Source organism: Chryseobacterium sp. HNCC26DJ240, from assembly GCF_057180485.1.
On sequence record NZ_JBXUGK010000006.1, the window covers coordinates 96,102 to 111,327 of the forward strand.

Annotated in this window: 14 protein-coding genes and 1 tRNA gene; 7 read left to right on the plus strand and 8 right to left on the minus strand. The window is 36.2% G+C overall.

Annotation, left to right across the window (positions count from 1 at the left end):
• Nucleotides 1-22 precede the first annotated feature (22 nt).
• From AC2A1G_RS12940 to AC2A1G_RS12955, 4 genes are all read right to left on the minus strand, one after another.
• Nucleotides 23-1,480, minus strand: coding sequence for a hypothetical protein (locus AC2A1G_RS12940; protein WP_484047333.1), 1,458 nt, complete (start codon nt 1,478-1,480; stop codon nt 23-25).
• Nucleotides 1,470-2,498 carry a caspase family protein gene (locus AC2A1G_RS12945; RefSeq protein ID WP_484047334.1) on the minus strand — a complete coding sequence of 343 codons (1,029 nt, stop codon included), beginning with the start codon at nt 2,496-2,498 and terminating at the stop codon, nt 1,470-1,472. Before AC2A1G_RS12945 ends, AC2A1G_RS12940 begins: the two co-directional genes overlap by 11 nt.
• A gap of 3 nt (nt 2,499-2,501) precedes the next feature.
• A complete protein-coding gene (locus tag AC2A1G_RS12950; RefSeq protein ID WP_484047335.1) occupies nt 2,502-4,010 on the minus strand; it encodes an alpha/beta hydrolase in 1,509 nt (502 codons plus the stop codon).
• A 333-nt stretch (nt 4,011-4,343) separates the two neighbouring features.
• Nucleotides 4,344-4,520, minus strand: a complete 177-nt coding sequence (locus AC2A1G_RS12955) for a histone H1 (protein ID WP_027381692.1) — start codon at nt 4,518-4,520, stop codon at nt 4,344-4,346.
• A 340-nt stretch (nt 4,521-4,860) separates the two neighbouring features.
• Here AC2A1G_RS12955 and AC2A1G_RS12960 point away from each other — a divergent pair, with 340 nt between their 5' ends.
• Both AC2A1G_RS12960 and AC2A1G_RS12965 read left to right on the plus strand, forming a co-directional pair.
• Nucleotides 4,861-5,421, plus strand: a complete 561-nt coding sequence (locus AC2A1G_RS12960; protein WP_484047336.1) for a hypothetical protein — start codon at nt 4,861-4,863, stop codon at nt 5,419-5,421.
• 59 nt (nt 5,422-5,480) lie between these two features.
• Nucleotides 5,481-6,218, plus strand: coding sequence for a hypothetical protein (locus AC2A1G_RS12965; RefSeq protein ID WP_484047337.1), 738 nt, complete (start codon nt 5,481-5,483; stop codon nt 6,216-6,218).
• Between the two features lie 18 nt (nt 6,219-6,236).
• Here the strand turns inward: AC2A1G_RS12965 and AC2A1G_RS12970 are convergent, their stop codons facing one another.
• A complete protein-coding gene (locus tag AC2A1G_RS12970; RefSeq protein ID WP_484047338.1) occupies nt 6,237-6,524 on the minus strand; it encodes a hypothetical protein in 288 nt (95 codons plus the stop codon).
• A gap of 229 nt (nt 6,525-6,753) precedes the next feature.
• On the opposite strand from AC2A1G_RS12970, the gene AC2A1G_RS12975 reads away from it, so the two are divergent.
• Nucleotides 6,754-6,954, plus strand: a complete 201-nt coding sequence (locus AC2A1G_RS12975; RefSeq protein WP_484047339.1) for a hypervirulence associated TUDOR domain-containing protein — start codon at nt 6,754-6,756, stop codon at nt 6,952-6,954.
• A gap of 83 nt (nt 6,955-7,037) precedes the next feature.
• On the opposite strand, the gene AC2A1G_RS12980 is transcribed toward AC2A1G_RS12975, so the two are convergent.
• The 3 genes from AC2A1G_RS12980 to AC2A1G_RS12990 form a co-directional block, all read right to left on the minus strand.
• A tRNA-Arg gene (locus AC2A1G_RS12980) sits at nt 7,038-7,111 on the minus strand.
• Between the two features lie 75 nt (nt 7,112-7,186).
• On the minus strand, nt 7,187-8,947 hold the full coding sequence (locus AC2A1G_RS12985; RefSeq protein ID WP_484047340.1) for a porin family protein: 1,761 nt from the start codon (nt 8,945-8,947) through the stop codon (nt 7,187-7,189).
• A 34-nt stretch (nt 8,948-8,981) separates the two neighbouring features.
• Nucleotides 8,982-11,945: a tetratricopeptide repeat protein gene (locus tag AC2A1G_RS12990; protein ID WP_484047341.1), complete on the minus strand. Its 2,964-nt coding sequence runs from the start codon at nt 11,943-11,945 to the stop codon at nt 8,982-8,984.
• A 252-nt stretch (nt 11,946-12,197) separates the two neighbouring features.
• On the opposite strand from AC2A1G_RS12990, the gene AC2A1G_RS12995 reads away from it, so the two are divergent.
• The 4 genes from AC2A1G_RS12995 to AC2A1G_RS13010 are packed head-to-tail and all read left to right on the plus strand — an operon-like array spanning nt 12,198 to nt 15,191.
• Nucleotides 12,198-13,874, plus strand: coding sequence for an APC family permease (locus AC2A1G_RS12995; protein ID WP_484047342.1), 1,677 nt, complete (start codon nt 12,198-12,200; stop codon nt 13,872-13,874).
• A gap of 6 nt (nt 13,875-13,880) precedes the next feature.
• Nucleotides 13,881-14,486: a hypothetical protein gene (locus AC2A1G_RS13000; protein ID WP_484047343.1), complete on the plus strand. Its 606-nt coding sequence runs from the start codon at nt 13,881-13,883 to the stop codon at nt 14,484-14,486.
• Between the two features lie 4 nt (nt 14,487-14,490).
• A complete protein-coding gene (locus tag AC2A1G_RS13005) occupies nt 14,491-14,838 on the plus strand; it encodes an Mpo1-like protein (protein ID WP_484047344.1) in 348 nt (115 codons plus the stop codon).
• 8 nt (nt 14,839-14,846) lie between these two features.
• On the plus strand, nt 14,847-15,191 hold the full coding sequence (locus AC2A1G_RS13010) for a DUF4377 domain-containing protein (protein ID WP_484047345.1): 345 nt from the start codon (nt 14,847-14,849) through the stop codon (nt 15,189-15,191).
• Nucleotides 15,192-15,226: the final 35 nt, after the last annotated feature.

The window sequence follows — 15,226 nt, forward strand, 5'->3', positions numbered from 1 at the left end:
ATTATTTAAGCTGTTAAAGGAATTATTGTGTGTTCATTACTTTCCGAATGTTTGACTTCAAAACTTCCTGATCAGGATTAAAACTTTCAAAAACATCAGCTCCTGTGTTAGAAAGATAGGAATCTAAATTCAGAAGACAACCTTTCACCATATTCGGGCTTACCTGAAACTGGATTGCCAGATCTTCAACTGTATTTTGCCCAGATTTTTCGGAGGAAAGCTGATTCATTATCGTTTGACTCAGCCAGTCTGTCGGCTTTTCGACAGGTTCAGAAAAGCTCATTTCTAAACCAATTTCGCTTCCTACTGCTCGTGATAATTTCTTTTTCTCAACCGGTTTGTATGAACTCCACACCATATCGCCGTGAAGACTTGTAATGATCTCGTTGAGTTCGATGATCTGTACTTTATCGGGATTCCTTGCCGCCTGTTCCAGAAACGTTTTAAAACCAACTTTCAGCATACAGGGTTCATCCAAAATTAAATTGGGAATATCGAGCTCAAAACGAACAGCTGCCAAAAGTTCAATCGCTTTGATATCCGGACATTCAGAAGCATTTGCAATTCTAAGTTTCAGATCTTCAAGGATTTTTTTAATTAAATGATTATGTTCAACCTCCGAACTCAAAAGATAAACATAACAAACCACTATCGCCAGCATAGGATTTTGCCAGTCGCCAGATGCTGTGCTCTCCAAAAGCGGTTGTGGAACGTGGTGAATGGCATTCTGCATATTTCTGAGCAGCTTGTCGGTTTCCATATTGTCTTTTTCAAAAATCTCAAAAGGCGAATTGGGTTTTCTGAATAAAATTCTCGCTGTAGGAAAAATCGGTGTCCGTTTAAAAGTTAAAAAGAACTGCGTTTGCCAGTTTTCAAATACAAAAAGAGGAATTTCCCTTTTTACAGGGCCATTGTAAACCAAATAATAAATTCCCGACTTGAGCGGTGCGTGAAAAGCCATCCAGCCAAAATCTTTGTCTTCTTTAATATGATTTTCATTTAATCTGAAAAGTAAATTTCTCTCTTTATCTAAAAGTGAAAATCGCCATCCCATCGATTCTGCCACATTTCTCTGCTTATCCCGAATTTCTCTGTCCGGATATCTGAAAAATATAAAAACCGACGAGCCATCATCATATTTTTTTTCATCCAATGTGAAATGATCGCTCCAGTATTTTGAAGTTTCAGTGTAATATTCGTGTGAACTTTCAAGAAAATATCCTGAAATGGATGAGTAGGAACCCGTATTCATAAAATTTCCGCTAAAGTTTTTGTCTAAGCGGATGGTCTGCGTTTCCAGCTTTTCGTTGGAATAAATATTCAGTTGGTACAAACCTCTCGCAAGTTGCTCAGAAATACTCTTATAATTTCCTGCAACCAGTTTTCCGTCGCCGTCGAAGAGTTCGAGAAAAACAAACTCGCTCAGCGGACCTTCTGCTTTGAAGTCAAATTGATAAATTGCTGTTTCTTTAGAATTCATAATGCACTTCGTTTTGAGTTCCGTCTATTCTTATCGATCTGGCAAGGTCAGCTTCGCCCTTGTTGTAAATGGCATACGAACTTTTCTTCACAGAAACTGTCCAGTTACCGTTTTCTGTATTGTCTTCTTTAATAATATTTAAATCTGAATCTTCCAGAATCACCGTTCTTTTGTCTCCTTTAAATGAGATGATCAGTGAAATTTCTTTTGGTTTAAAACCATCAATAATCGTCACATCATTTCCTCCACTCTCTGAATGAAACCTTGGAATCTGAATTTTCTGCACCGATTTTGCAAGTTCCGGCAAATGAAGTTTCAGGTAATTGGTGAGTGATGTTGTGGTCACCTTCCCGTTTTCTGCGGCGGCACCTTTTAATCCGTTCATAAGAGAAGTTGTAAATAGTCCCTGAGTTCTGTTGTTATCCAGCAAACTTCCGTTTCCGGGCTGAATAATGGCTTCGAACGCTTTGTTGTCAAATTCAGTAGCAGAAAAAACGTAGGAGACACATTCGGCAGTTCCAGCAGCAGGTTTTATATTGGCGAAAAGGGGTTGAGCGCCGTTCACGCCTACCATTCTGTTTCTGCAACAGTCTAAAAAGAAAAATACTTCTTTAAAATAACCACATTGAATCAGTGTTTTTAAATATCCAGACGATGAAAGTGCGTAATTACGGAGAATGTCTGTCCATGGCGGTAAAACCAATGCCGTTTCGTTCCAGTCGATTCCCAAACCGTGACCGGAAAAGTAGAAGTAGAGCCTTCTGCCCTCTTTACCACCCGATCTGAAACCTTCAAGAATATGGGCAAAGGCAGTATCAATTCCATCCTGAACCGGCGTTAAAGGATCTTCTTTGGATAAAATTAAATGGCAGTTTTCTGCGGGAAGACTGCCTTCAGTTTCACCGGTCAGCCAGTCGTAAAATTTCTGCGCATCATCATCGGGACCCTGAAGTTTTGTAAGCCCTTTGTAATGACTTACACCGATTACAACCGCAAAATCGTTAATATTTTTTGGCATAAATTACTGATTGATAATATGTACCATGCTGTCTAAAGTTGTCTCTTCATCATCATCAAAGCCACCGTGGGAAAGTGAACCTGTTTTGAAACCATTCAAAGCCGTATCGTCAGATTTTGAGTAAACAATCTTTCCCTCGTCAGCTAAAAATGTTTTAATTCTCGTAAACATATCGCCGATATAGGGTTTGTTTCCTGTGATGTGTCTCTGCAAACCTAAAATATGGGCATCTCTCTCCTCTTCCAAAATTCCGGAAATAAGATACAGCAAAGATCTCGGATAAAAATGTTTTACCAAATGGTCCTGTTTTTCGAGCTCATCTTTCATTGTGAAAATCCTGAATGAAGAAAATCTCTCAGGCGAACTCAGAATAGCTTCATCAAAGAGATCACATCTGCAGGCCGGAGCAAAAAACATGATGTTTCTGAATTTAAGATCGTTCTTTTCAGATTTTAATTTTTTAAAGAGTTCACAGATAACAATCGATCCTGCAGAATGCCCGACAAGGTCTATCGTTAAAGGCTTTCCTATTTCTTTCTGATAGTCTTCCAACTTTTTGATAACATAAGAACCTACATGCCAGTTTTGGTAATCTCCTGTAAAATCGGATGGCTTCCACATGGCGGCAGCTTTTTTCTTCATGCTTCCCCAAAGCCAGTTTCCGATGTTGGAGACATATATTTCACGCAGAATCTCTTCGATAACCGTTGGATAAAAATCGTGATCGGTTTTCTGGATATGTCTTTTGATGACATTGTAGGTGATTTTTACAGAAGCTGTAATCAGTTTTGCTGCACTGATAATTCCTTTTCCTTCGGCAACTTCAGCTCCAACATATTCGGGATTAATAAGTTTAGATTCTTCCTCAGATTTCTCCTCTGCCGCAACTCTTTTGAATTCTTCATCGCTTTCGATTTCCTCTTCCAGCTCAGCTTCTATTTCAGGAAGAATTCTTGCTTTCAGTTCAGCATCAGTATTGACGGTTTCGGCATCAACAACAGAGGCAGATTTTGAGGAAACATTAACCTGATAGTTTCCAAAAGGTTCTTCTTTATTGAGTTCAGAATTAATCTCAGATTCCTTCATGGTTTCCACACCTTTCGAGTTTCCGATATTGTCTACGGCTTCGATGCCGAGTTTTTTTCCGGCGACTTTAATGACTTTCACCATCAGTTTTTTGAAGAATTCAGACTTTCCGGCGATATCAAGATTGTGAGCAACGGTTTTCGAAAGACCCGTTTCCCAAATAAAACAAACAGGATGCGCGTCGGTGTTTTTTTCTACATACTTTACGATGCGCTTCGCAGTATCCATCCCGTCTTTTGCGGGAACGAGACCGCCATGAAAATACAGAACAATTTTTGTCTGATTTTTATCTTTAAGTTCTTTGAAAAGCTGGTCAATCTCCTCAGGAGTACTGTTGAACATCGGGTCATTTCCTTTCAGAAAAGTTCCCTCCTTGCCTACATTTACGTAGTTGTTGCGGCTTAACGCAGTGTCTTGAATTCCCATGATTTAGTTTGTTTTTATAATATCTAAGATAAAAATTTTTAGGCTTAGATTTTAAACAAATTAAAAAATCACTGAAAATAATGATTGGATTTGGGATTTGAACACAGAGTGCACCGAGTTTTCTATATGCTAACTGTTTTTCAGTTTCACAAAGCCGTAAACTTATAGAAGTTTTTAAGTTCCTATCAAAATGCAGTCAAGAAAAAACATTTCACTGAAAAATAGTAATTTTTTTCGCTTTCATTTCCTAAGTTATCAGAAATGTATTGATACTTTTTTGTTTTGGAAAAGGCACAAAAAAACCGGTTAAAAAAACCGGTTAAAAAATTCTGATTATTTTTTAGATTCTTCTACAGAAACTTTTCTGAAGTCTTTGAAAAGTTTGCTTAATTCTAAAGCTGCTTTACGAGCTCTTGTTCCAGCTGCCTTGTTACCTTTTTCAGCCTGTTGGTTTGCTTCTGTTGTGAACGCTTCAAATTCTGCGTTGATTTTTTCAATAAGTTCTTTCATGTCTAATAAATTTAGGTTGCAAATATATGGTTTCAGACGATATAAGCATAATATCATTACAAAAATTTAACACAAAAATGTACATTTTATGGGCTTTGAGGTTGGTTTTTGCTGATTTTCAGATTCCGAAACCAGAATTTGTAATCTAAAAAACGTTACTTACACAAAATTTAATTTTATTTATTGTAGTCTGAAACAAGTCAAAATCTAAATTTTTATGAGTTAAATCTGGTTAAAAAATTTTTGTTTTACACCTTATCTTAAATGAAATTTAAATACTTTCCCTGCATATTAATTATATTTGAAGCATACAGAAATTAATGATATAATTTACTATTCGATGAAAAAAGACCAAATAAAGATTGAAAACCGAAAAGTTATTGTAACTGCATTTTCGTTAGGTTTCATTATGTTGTTTATTGCTGCACAGTGCTGGCATTCTAAAATTCCGAATAAAGAAAATGTGACCTCCATCACAGGAATTCTGGATCGAGATATTGAAATCCATAGGGGCAAAAGCAGAACTTTCCTCATCAAACTAAAAAATTACCCTGATATCGATTTTCAGATTGGAAGTGTCTCATTAAGGCAGACGTATAGCGATGATTTGATAAATGAGAACAAAGCTGGCGATACCATCACAATTTTGGTGCAAAATTCAGAATACCAAAGTAAAATACTGAAGAAAGAAGCAATTCCCTTTCCTGGCAATTATCTTCATTATGATAAAGTGAGTATTGTTGAAATCAGAAATAAAACAGAAATTTTTCTTTCACTGCAAGATTACATTAAAGAGCATAAACAAAATGACTATATTGGAATTGCATTTTTTGGAATATTTGGATTAATTTTAGTCGTCGCAGGAACAGTCATTTTAGTGAATACAAAAAAATCGAAATAGTTTTTCAGTTGCAATAAATTAGTTGAAATTCAAAAACAAAATCTAATATGAAACAAAACATGTCACTACTTCTCACAATTTTGCTTTTAACTTCCTGCAATTCAAAAACTGAAGAAAGAGAAAGCGTGCTTCCAAATCAAAAAGAAAACGTCGCAGACACGGTAAAATCGGTATCGAAATCTCCGGCAACTCAACTGAAAAAAAACATTTCAGATTTTGTTCCCAAAGGTTTTGTTATTTATAAGGAAGAAGGAATGGAAGACATTAAAGGCGATCTCAATGGGGACGGTTTGCAGGATGTTGTTTTTCTGATTAAAGGAACTGATAAAACGAAGTTCGTAAACCATGAATACCGTGGCAAATTAGACAGAAACCGACGTGGAATTATTATTTTGTTCAACAGAGGTGATGGGTACGAATTGGCAACAAAAAACTACGACTGTTTTTCATCTGAAAATGAAGAAGGCGGTGTTTATTACGCTCCGGAACTTTGGCTTGCTGTCGAAAAGGGAAATCTAAAAATCAATTATGCCCAAGGAAGATATGGATATTGGAATTATACTTTCAGATACAGAAATTCAGATTTTTATTTGATTGGATATGATTCCAGCGACAATCACGGTCCAATTGTCAATACTATTACGAGCATTAATTACCTTACAGGCAAAAAACTGATTAAAGATAATATAAATAAACATGATCCTGATACGGACGAAGTTTTTGAAGAAACCTGGAGCAAAATTGAATCTAAAAAACTTAAAAAACTCTCAGACATTAAAGATTTTGATAATCTCTAACTTAAATTCCATCTCTAATTATTTGAAAGACTGTAGTTGCTCGTCGTAATAAGATATAGCATCATCAATCACCGAAGTTATTCTTGGGAAATTATTGTAACGCTCACCAAAAACTTCAAGTCCTGTGAACTCTGTAGAAATATTGCTTGAAAAGGTGCTCGTAACGCTAATCGTTCTCAAAACCTGACTTACCTGAATTAAAGTATTGATTTTATTGTCAACAGATAACTGCGGCGAAAGCTGTTTTCTTAAACCTTTCAGTTCATCCAGCTGCTCTTTTGTTACCTTTTTTTTCTTCTTTCCCATGTTGTAAAAGTACATCTTTCGTGTGGTAGATTTTTATACTTTATGTTAAGAAATTGTTACGTGAAGAACCAATATTTTATAGGTTAGGTTTATTTGCTTCATTTAGAATCATTTAGAATTAAATATTGATAGCATAAAATTTGAAGTTTAGAGATACAATATCATTAATATTTGTGTTTTGAAAATTTCAGGTAATTAATAAACCGCACCAATCTTAAAATAAAAATAAATGCTAAAAAAAGGAGACCACGTAAAATGGAAATTTCAATATGGCGAAACCCATGGAATCATAACAAAAATTCACACCAAAGACTTTGTCTTTATGAACCGCCAGCGAAGAGCCTCGGAAGATGAACCACAGTATGAAGTAATGAGCGAAAAGACAGCAAAATCTGCTGTGCATAAGGCTTCGGCTTTGAAGAAGATTTAGAATAAATACTCAGCCAACAATTAATATCAGGTGTATTTTCGGGTAAACGCATAAAAAAAACCTCTGATGATCAGAGGTTTTTGTGACTTCGGAGGGGTTCGAACCCCCAACCCTCGGAGCCGAAATCCGATATTCTATCCAGTTGAACTACGAAGCCATTTTATTATAAATGATAATTGACGAATTATAATTGATGTAAAATCATTCATCAATTATCATTTATCAATAATTTTTAGAAAGAAATCTTCACGCCTCCCAAAACCTGTGCTCCTAAGACTTTGTAAGCCTGGAAAGTCTGATATTTAGCGCCCAGAAGATTATTTCCGACTGCGAAAATACTAAAATTTTTGTGAAATTTGTACTCTGCGGATAAATTTAAATCTGCATACCCTCCCACTTTTTCGTCAGTGTTTTCCTGCATTGAAAAAGCCGGGAACGTTGTGAGAACAGAATAAGAGTTTGTAGTTCTGTCACTTGCAAAAATTCCTTTGAAACCTAGAAGGAGTTTTTTCTCAAACATTGTATATTTTGCTCCCAAAGAAGCTGTCAGTAAAGGTACGTTGTAAATGTTGTCATAATTTTTCAAATCATACTTTTGAAACCTCACTTCCCCATCGATAATCAGATTTTCAAGTGGAAAATACTGTAAACTTCCTTTGATATCACTTAAATTTCCATCATCATAAACTGCAGAAAATGTATTGGCAAAATTGTATGCAGAACGGTTTAAAGTAGGCGCATTATCAAAAAATGAATTGGCTCTGAAGAACATGATATTATTGATTTTACCGAAACCTGCAGAAACATCATATTTAAAAGTTTCGTCGATATCACCTCGCAAACCTGCGTAGAAATGGTATTTGGTTTCAGTTGGTCGTAAATACTGATCAGAAACCAGGAAAGGATTTTGCTGAAGCAATTCTCCGTAAGTATTTAACTTTAAACCACCATCTACTCCACCATAAAATTTAAATCCGTTGTCTGCTGCGATTTGAAATTCGGCTTGCGGGAACCAATAGCTTTTGTTTGATTGTAGCTGTTCGGCCAAAATCAGATTATCGTTTTTAGCATTTAAAAAAGAAAAAGAAGAACCTAAACTCAAATAAGAATCTCCTTTTCTAAAGCTGATTTTCGGAGCTAAATTGGCATTCACAAAATTAGAAGAATTGGCATCTCTGATGGTAAATTCTGTTTTCACCGCATCCAAACCTAAACCTAAATCTGCATTCAGCGTAAACCCTGAATCCCCCAATTCTACAGCGTGTTTTGATAGATTAGCCAATAATGAAACCTGATTTTCCTTTGCATCAAAATAATCGGTCAGAAATGAAGATTTTACTCTTACATCATTCAGAATTTCATTGGAATAAAAATCGTAATATCCATTTACTTTAAACTGATTTACTTTTTGAGCCAAATCAACACCTGCATCTGGTTGTACAGCATAAATTCCGTAATATTTGAAGTGGTCTAAACCATATTCAGCATTCAGATTAAATTTTCCTTTTTCACCATAAGAATTCATAAAAGCACCAAAAGTTGCAGCACTTTGCTTAGAATCCCAAGCGTACTCTTTCTTTAAGCCCTGTGTTGAAAGCCAGTGTGCATCTGCCCCAACTTCCAGTTTATTTTGTAGAACTTTTGAAACGTGGGCATCACCTAAGATTTTACCATAATTTCCCATCCCGAACTGGATGTAATTATCCTGCGCAGTTTCGTCAAATTTCGGAGCCACATCTTCACCCTGAATGGTTGAAGTTTTAAAATCACTTACCACAGGAACATCGGTAATGGTGTATTTTACCGGATTAGCCGATTTTTCTTCAGGTGGATAATTTTTTACTGTCTCCACAGAAGTTTTCTTTTTCTCGATTTTTTTTACTTCCGGTTCTCTTTTTTTATTAAGAATCAGTTTTTCTTCCTTGATCTGCGAGAAGGCAACTGAAGAAATTCCCAGAAATAATATGGATAGTATTTGAATTTGCTTGTTCATTTTTTCTTGCTTTTAACTTTTACCCTGGATCTTTTTACTTCTTAATTGTTTTTTTAACTTCTTTCGCTTCCGCTACAATTTCAGGGAAATCTGCGTAGTTTGATATGATCTGATCGCAGGTATAGCTCGCCTGATAGTTGTCTTTTAAGCCAACATAATTTTTCGCCATTAGAACCAAAGCTTTGGCACCCCAGTATTCTTCTGATGCATAATTGTTGGCTAATTTAAAAATGGTTTCATTTGAAGTTTTGAAAGACTTGGCTTTATTCTGATAAAATGCTTTTGCATACAGCGATTCTGCGGCAACTTCTGTATTCGAAGATTTTTCCAGAGCGACAAATGCAGATTGTGCATCTTTGTCTTTACCAGCGTTCATCAGACTTCTCGCCTTGATCACTTTTGCAGTTTCAATTACAGCAGCTGAGTTTTTATTATTTGAAATCACAGCGTCCGCCAGTTTTTCAGCCTGTGAGAAATTCTTTTCTTCAGCATAAATCTTCATCATTTCTACATTTGCGTAGTTTCTGATGTTGATGTCTGAAGAATTCACAAGACTTTCAAGATATTTTTTCGCCTCGGAAGAGTTTCCCTGTGCTATATAGATTTGTGCTAATCTCGTTTGGGCATCATCCTGATAATCGTTTGCTACATTTCCAACTTCCTGAAGAACCAATAAAGCTTTAGTAGAATTTTTGGTTTGATAATAACTTTCACCCAACTCATATTTTGCCTGATAAAGACCTTCTCCGGTTGGATTTTGAGTTAAATATTTCTCGTAGTAAGAGATTGCATTTTTGTAATCTTTTTTAGCAAAGAACTGCTTGCCGGTAGAAAGATTGATCTCATCGATTTCGGAAGCATCAACATTTACTCCAAGATTTCTGGCAAAAGTTTCATAGCCTGAAACATCTCCGTTTTTCGTAAAGATCGGTTTGGCAGCCTGCACAATTTTATCTGCGTACTGCGTATTTTTATACTGCTGCCCCAATGAGGTGAATTCAGCCAATGCTTTTTCATTCTGATTCTGATCAATCAAATTCTGAGCTTTGTAAATCGAAGCGTTTGCTACCAAATCACGGTCAGACGAAGATTTAATTACTTTCGAAAAGAAATCTGAAGAGTTGGCAAAATCATCCTGACTTGCGTAGGCAACACCGATTTCGTATTGAGCATCATCTGTATATTCTGAATCCGGATATTTTGAAATTAAAGATTTTAAGTTGGTAATTTTAGAATTATTATCACCTTTAAACCCTAGAGCCATCGCCTTTTGAAACAAAGTATAGTCTGTCGCATCCTGATTTTGGTCGTATACGGCAATTGCAGCATCCAAATCGTTATTTGCATAATCGATGTCGGCTAAACGCAGCTGTGCATCGCTTTTATATTCCGTTTTAGGATTAGCTAAATATTGTTTAAAATATTTCTGAGCCTGATCAAACTTTTTGGATTTAAAATAAGCATATCCCAAATCATAAGGCAACTGCTGTTTTTCAGGGAAAGTTTCGGTTAAAAGTTTTTCGTAACGTACAATTGCTGAAGGATAATTTCCTTTTTGATAATACGTTTGTCCGAGCCAATACAGCGCGCGGCTGTTGAATTCTTTATTGATATTAAATTCCAGACTTCTCAAGAGAAAACGTTCAGCTTCATCGAAATTACCTTTGTTAAATTCTTCCGTTCCCAAAAGATAAGAAACCTCCTGATCAATTTTATCGATTTCCGGTGTGGAATTCTGAAGTCTGTCGATTGCATTCAAAGTTTCACGGTAATTTCCCGAATAAAGGTATGATTTCACCAAAAGAGATTTCATTTCGGTGTTGTCTGCTTCCGCTTTGTTTTCAGTCATGTAATTCTGAATCACCTGAGAAGCGTTTTCAAAAGGATTTCCGATGTCGTAGCTTAATTTTGCATATTGCTCCTGCGCCAGTTTTTTTACTCCTTTATCATAATTCATCTGATAAGAAGATCTGAATGCCGAAAGTGCTTCCTGCTTCTTCCCAACTTCTAAATAAGCATTTCCAAGCTGATAGTAAGCGTTTTGAGCCAATGCCGAATTGGAATTGACTAATTGATTATAGTAAGAAACCGCTTCATCATGCTTCTTCAGCTTGGCAGCAACAAATCCCATTTCATATAAATCATTTTCTGAAGGATTGAGCTGAACGGCAAGATAATCTTTCAGGTGAGGATATGCAGAATTGTAGTCATTTTTCATAAAATAACTTTCCCCGATTATCTTGTGAACTTCTGCTTTGTAAGATTCAGAAATATCTTCGTTTAAAAGTGCATTTCCTTCTGTGATTGCCTTATCGTAGTCTTTTTCATTAAAGTACATCTGCACATAATAAGGTCTCACGAGCTTAGAATATTTTGCTTCATCTTTTATTGAATCAAAATACTGAAAAGCTTTATCATTATTTCTGCCGGCATAATTTAGATGTCCTAGCATGTAAGCGATGTCGCCTTTTTGAGTTCCGTCCGAAGTTTTGTACGCTTCTTCAAGTGCATCGATAGCACCTTTGGCATCTCCAAGCATGAATTTGGCATAACCCAGTTTCATAATGTACTGCGTATTCTCCTCTTTTGTCAGCTGATATTGATTTACCTTTTTTAAAGTCTGTAAAGCTTTTTTGAAATCTTTTTTGGCTAAATAATAATCCGCCAAAGGAAGATTTGCCTGTGCAAAATATGCAGATTTTGGATATTCTTTAATGAAAGCCGTCAAACCGTCCTCAGCATGATTTTTCTGAAGAATTACGCCAATCACATTGTCGAAAAACTGTGCAGCTTCCTTTTTTGATCTTGAAAGATTCTGATTGTAGAAGTACTGTCTTGCGTATTCGTATTGTGAAGCGTTGTATATTTTGGTTTGATACAGATTTTCGGCCAGACCGAATCTGTAGTTTTCTTTTTGGCTGAAATATTGGGACTGCTGTGCGTCGGTAACCCCGAAATAGATGACAGCAGCGGCTAAAAGTATTTTTTTTGATCTCATTAATTGCAAAATTTTTGAATGATCCGTATTGAATATTAAGCGTTTAGGTTTTCCAAATCAGGGATAAGTTTTATCCACAATTTACCAACGAAAATATCAAAAAGATATTGTTCCGCCAAGGGTTTTAACATATTGTTAGTTTGTGGATTATTTTTTAAAATTAATTAACTTTCTCTTAAGAAATGTTAAGAAAAACGTAATATTTTGAAAGATTTAATTACATTTGTTTTTTTCAATTCAAATAAACTATTAATGAGTCAACTTTTCAGGAGAAAGATCTATTCAGAAACCGATACTTCAACTTCGTTGCTCCGTGTTTTAGGGGTTTGGGATATTGTTTTTTTCGGAATTGCCGCCATCATCGGCGCCGGAAGCTTCAGCAGTTTGGGTGAAGCCATTTTCCGCGGAGGACCTGGAGTAATCTTGCTGTATCTCATCTGTGGCTTTGCCTGCGGTTTTACGGCACTCTGTTACGCTGAATTTGCAAGCCGAATTCCAACTGCCGGATCTGCTTACACCTACGCTTACGCAAGTTTTGGTGAATTGATTGCCTGGATTATCGGTTGGGCATTAATTATGGAATATTCTTTCGGAAATATTTACGTAGCGTTCTCCTGGTCAGATTATTTCACCAGTTTTTTGGGAAGATTAGACGTTCACATTCCAGAATATCTTAGTTGTAGCTACACCGAAGCAAAAAAAGCATTTTTCAGCACGCCACAGTCGACGAATAAAGAACTTTTAAACGCGTGGATAAATGCTCCGGAAATTGGAGGTTTAAAAATGATTCTTGATATTCCAGCATTGGTGATCAATGGTTTAATTACATGGCTTTGCTTTGTGGGAGTGAAAGAAAGTAAGAATTTCAACAATGTTTTGGTAATTTTAAAACTTGCCGTGATCGTCCTTGTAATTCTGGTAGGATATAAATTCATCAACACCGGAAACTGGACGCCCCTGAATCCTGAAACACAGGTAAGTTCATTTATGCCCAACGGTTTTGCCGGAGTGATGAGCGCAGTTTCTGGAGTATTTTTCGCCTACATCGGGTTTGATGCTTTAAGTGTGCTTTCCGAAGAAACAAAAGACCCTCAGAAAACTTTACCTAAAGGAATGATTATTTCCCTTGCGCTCTGTACAGTAATTTACATCGCACTGACTTTAGTTTTAACCGGAATGGTGGATTACAGAAGATTTGACGGTGTGGGAGATCCGCTTTCGTTTATTTTTGAAAAAACCAATGCCAATGTTGCGTGGATGGAACTTACCGTTTCTTTTATTGCGATTATTGCGATTACAACTGTGCTTTTGGTATTTCAAATGGGGCAGCCGAGAATTTGGTACGCCATGAGCCGTGACGGACTGATGCCTAAAAAATTTCAGGATGTTCACCCAAAATACAAAACACCTTCTTTCGCAACTATCGTTACCGGTATCGTTGTGGGAATTCCTATTCTTTTTACAGACAAAAGCTTCATCTTAGACTTTACCAGCATCGGAACTATTTTCGCTTTTGTATTGGTTTGCGCCGGAGTTTTGATGTTGCCTGCGAAAGAAAAAATCAAAGGCAGATTTCATCTTCCTTACATCAATGGAAAGATTATTTTTCCTGTTATTTTCATCGGAACTTTAATTGTATTTCACTACTTCCAGCCTGAGTTTTTTAACCATTTAATGGACTGGAATGATCCTAACGAAGGAGAATTCAGAGCTTCAATTTTCTTTTTCATAATCGTTAATTTGATATTATGTGTTTTTACTTTCATTAAAAATTTCTCTCTAATTCCATTAATTGGATTAAGCTCCTGTCTTTATCTTTTAACGGGAATGAGTCATGATAACTGGTTCTGGTTCGGACTTTGGTTTGCCATCGGTCTTGTGATTTATTTCTTTTACGGCTATAAAAACAGCAAACTTAGAAAAGCTTAATTTCCGGTGAAGAAAATACTTTTTTTGTTCGTCCTGATGATTTTGGGATGCAGTGAAAAGAACGAAAATATTCGTGCATCCACAACGGAAAACAGTATAGAAAAAGTTTCTTATAAAGATTTTTTAGCTCAGATAAAATCAAAAACTGAGACTCAAAAACGCAGTTATTTTTTCAGATATATCAATTATGACATTCCGGAATACTGGCAGGGAACCCGATGGTCTTTTGGAGGGACAACCCGAACTCCACAATCCGGCACAATTGCCTGCGGATACTTTGTAACAAACGTTCTGAGCGATTTTGGTATTAAAATTGAACGGATTTATCTGGCACAGGAGGCTTCCTCCGTGATGATAAAAAAGCTCTGTGGTGAAATCAAATACTTCACAAAAAGAGAAGATCTGGAAAAATATATTTTTTCCAAACCGAAAAACACAGTTTACATCGTCGGGCTCGATTTCCATACAGGATTCATCACAAGGGAGAACAGAGACACGTATTTTATCCACTCAAGTTACATTCAGAATAAAGGTGTGGTAAAAGAAAAAACAGAAAGCTCAAAAGCTTTGAACGCTTCAAAAACTTATATGATCGGAACTTTAAAATACTAAAGTTATGTCTGAGAGAATAAAAACATTCAGTGAATTCTATCAGTTTTATCTCACTGAACACAGCAAAACAGGAACCCGCATTTTACATTTCATCGGCACACTGCTGGTATTTTTTGTCGTTGCTTACGTCATTTACTCCGGTAAAGAAAGGTTTCTCTGGTACGTTCCGCTTTTTGGATACGGTTTCGCGTGGTTCAGCCATGCTGTGATTGAAAGAAACAGTCCTGCGACCTTTAAATATCCTTTATGGTCTCTGGCATCGGATTTTAAACTGTTTTTTGAACTTTTATCAGGAAAACAGAAATTTTCGCAACCGAAAGAAGATGAACCCGAACAACAAAATTCAAAATAATATTCATCATGAAAACATTATCGATTATAAAACGGTCTTGCCTTACAATTTTTTCACTGATTCTTTTAAACTGTACAGCAAATCCATCAACTGAAAATTCTTCTGAAAAAACCCTATTTGTAGGCTCAGAAACCAAAGACTGCACCGGTGTCGCGCCTATGAAATGCCTTCAGGTTAGAGAAAAAGCCACTGACAGCTGGGGAAATTTCTATTCCGACATCGAAGGTTTTACTTATGAGCCTGGTTTTGAATATGAATTAAAAGTGAGAACGGAGAAAATCGCTAATCCACCAATGGATGTGTCTTCGATAAAATACGTTTTGGTAAAAGAAGTTTCCAAAGTTAAGAAGTAAAAAACCGCTTTCAAAAAGAAAGCGGTTTTCAGATT